The sequence below is a fragment of the Streptomyces sp. NPDC018263 genome, assembly GCF_055562575.1.
The window spans coordinates 2501-5142 of the sequence record NZ_JBVHFA010000017.1; the positions used below are offsets into that span (position 1 = coordinate 2501).

The window sequence follows — 2642 nt, forward strand, 5'->3', positions numbered from 1 at the left end:
CCTTAAGCTGATTTGGTTCTAGGAAAACGCTCTGGAAAGAGCGGCCATAGAAGGTGATAGCCCTGTATCTGAAAGGGCCATTTCAGTGAAGACGAGTAGGGCGGGGCACGTGAAACCCTGTCTGAACATGGGGGGACCATCCTCCAAGGCTAAATACTACTGACCGACCGATAGTGAACCAGTACCGTGAGGGAAAGGCGAAAAGAACCCCGGAGAGGGGAGTGAAATAGAACCTGAAACCGTGTGCGTACAAGCAGTAGGAGCTCCGCAAGGAGTGACTGCGTACCTTTTGTATAATGGGTCAGCGACTTACTGTTCGTGGCAAGCTTAACCGTATAGGGGAGGCGAAGGGAAACCGAGTCTGATAAGGGCGCATAGTCGCGGGCAGTAGACCCGAAACCGGGTGATCTAGTCATGCCCAGGGTGAAGGTGCGGTAACACGCACTGGAGGCCCGAACCCACTCCCGTTGCAAAGGTAGGGGATGAGGTGTGATTAGGAGTGAAAAGCTAATCGAACCCGGAGATAGCTGGTTCTCCTCGAAAGCTATTTAGGTAGCGCCTCATATGTATCCTCTCGGGGGTAGAGCACTGTTATGGCTAGGGGGTCATCGCGACTTACCAAACCATTGCAAACTCCGAATACCGAGACGGACTGTATGGGAGACACACGGCGGGTGCTAACGTCCGTCGTGAAAAGGGAAACAACCCAGACCCACAGCTAAGGTCCCAAATTCACTGCTAAGTGGAAAACCATGTGGAAAGGCACAGACAGCCAGGAGGTTGGCTTAGAAGCAGCCACCCTTTAAAGAAAGCGTAATAGCTCACTGGTCGAGTCGGTCTGCGGGGAAGATTTAACGGGGCTAAGCAGTGAACCGAAGCTTGGGGTGCATACTTTGTATGCGCGGTAGAGGAGCGTTCCGTAAGCCGTTGAAGGTGGATTGAGAAGTCTGCTGGAGGTATCGGAAGTGCGAATGCTGACATGAGTAACGATAATGCGGGTGAAAAACCCGCACGCCGAAAGCCCAAGGTTTCCTTGCGCAACGTTAATCGGCGCAGGGTGAGTCGGCCCCTAAGGCGAGGACGAAAGTCGTAGTCGATGGGAAGCAGGTTAATATTCCTGCACCTCGCGTAAGTGCGATGGAGGGACGGAGAAGGTTAGGTGTACCAGGCGTTGGTTGTCCTGGGGAAAGGCGGTAGGTTTGGATCTTTGGCAAATCCGGGATCCTTTAAGACCGAGCACCGAGACGAGCCTTTATGGCGAAGTCACTGATACCACGCTTCCAGGAAAAGCTCCTAAGCTTCAGCTTACGCAGACCGTACCGTAAACCGACACAGGTGGGTAGGATGAGAATTCTCAGGCGCTTGAGAGAACTCGGGTGAAGGAACTAGGCAACATGGCACCGTAACTTCGGGAGAAGGTGCACCCTTTTTGGTGGCTCGTGCGAGCTATAGCTGAAGAGGGTCGCAGTAACCAGGCCGCTGCGACTGTTTATCAAAAACACAGCACTCTGCAAACACGAAAGTGGACGTATAGGGTGTGACGCCTGCCCGGTGCTGGAAGGTTAATTGATGGGGTCAGCCGCAAGGCGAAGCTCTTGATCGAAGCCCCAGTAAACGGCGGCCGTAACTATAACGGTCCTAAGGTAGCGAAATTCCTTGTCGGGTAAGTTCCGACCTGCACGAATGGCGTAACGACAGCGGCGCTGTCTCCACCCGAGACTCAGTGAAATTGAAATCGCTGTGAAGATGCAGCGTTCCCGTGGCAAGACGGAAAGACCCCGTGAACCTTTACTATAGCTTTACACTGAACGTTGAGTTCGTCTGTGTAGGATAGGTGGGAGGCTATGAAACTGTGGCGCTAGCTGCAGTGGAGCCATCCTTGAAATACCACCCTGTCGTGCTTGACGTTCTAACCTGGGCCCATTATCTGGGTCGGGGACCGTGTATGGTGGGTAGTTTGACTGGGGCGGTCTCCTCCTAAAGAGTAACGGAGGAGCTCGAAGGTACGCTCAGCGCGGTCGGACATCGCGCACTGTGTGCAAAGGCATAAGCGTGCTTGACTGCAAGATCGACGGATCAAGCAGGTAGGAAACTAGGACTTAGTGATCCGGTGGTTCTGTATGGAAGGGCCATCGCTCAACGGATAAAAGGTACTCCGGGGATAACAGGCTGATACCGCCCAAGAGTTCATATCGACGGCGGTGTTTGGCACCTCGATGTCGGCTCATCACATCCTGGGGCTGTAGTCGGTCCCAAGGGTATGGCTGTTCGCCATTTAAAGTGGTACGCGAGCTGGGTTCAGAACGTCGTGAGACAGTTCGGTCCCTATCTGCCATGGGCGTTGGAGATTTGAGAGGGGCTGCTCCTAGTACGAGAGGACCGGAGTGGACGAACCTCTGGTGTTCCGGTTGTCACGCCAGTGGCATTGCCGGGTAGCTATGTTCGGAAGCGATAACCGCTGAAAGCATCTAAGCGGGAAGCGCGCCTCAAGATGAGATCTCCCGGGGCACAAGCCCCCTGAAGGAACCATGTAGACTACGTGGTCGATAGGTCAGGTGTGTAAGTACAGCAATGTATTGAGCTAACTGATACTAATGATCCGAGAGGCTTGACCATATAACCTCAACTAGCCTTGTCTTTAC

General features: G+C 53.6%; 1 rRNA gene (cut by a window edge). It reads left to right on the forward strand.

Annotated elements, in window-relative coordinates:
* A 23S ribosomal RNA gene (locus ACZ3HQ_RS29525) occupies nucleotides 1-2616 on the forward strand (it extends 262 nt beyond the left edge of the window).
* Nucleotides 2617-2642: the final 26 nt, after the last annotated feature.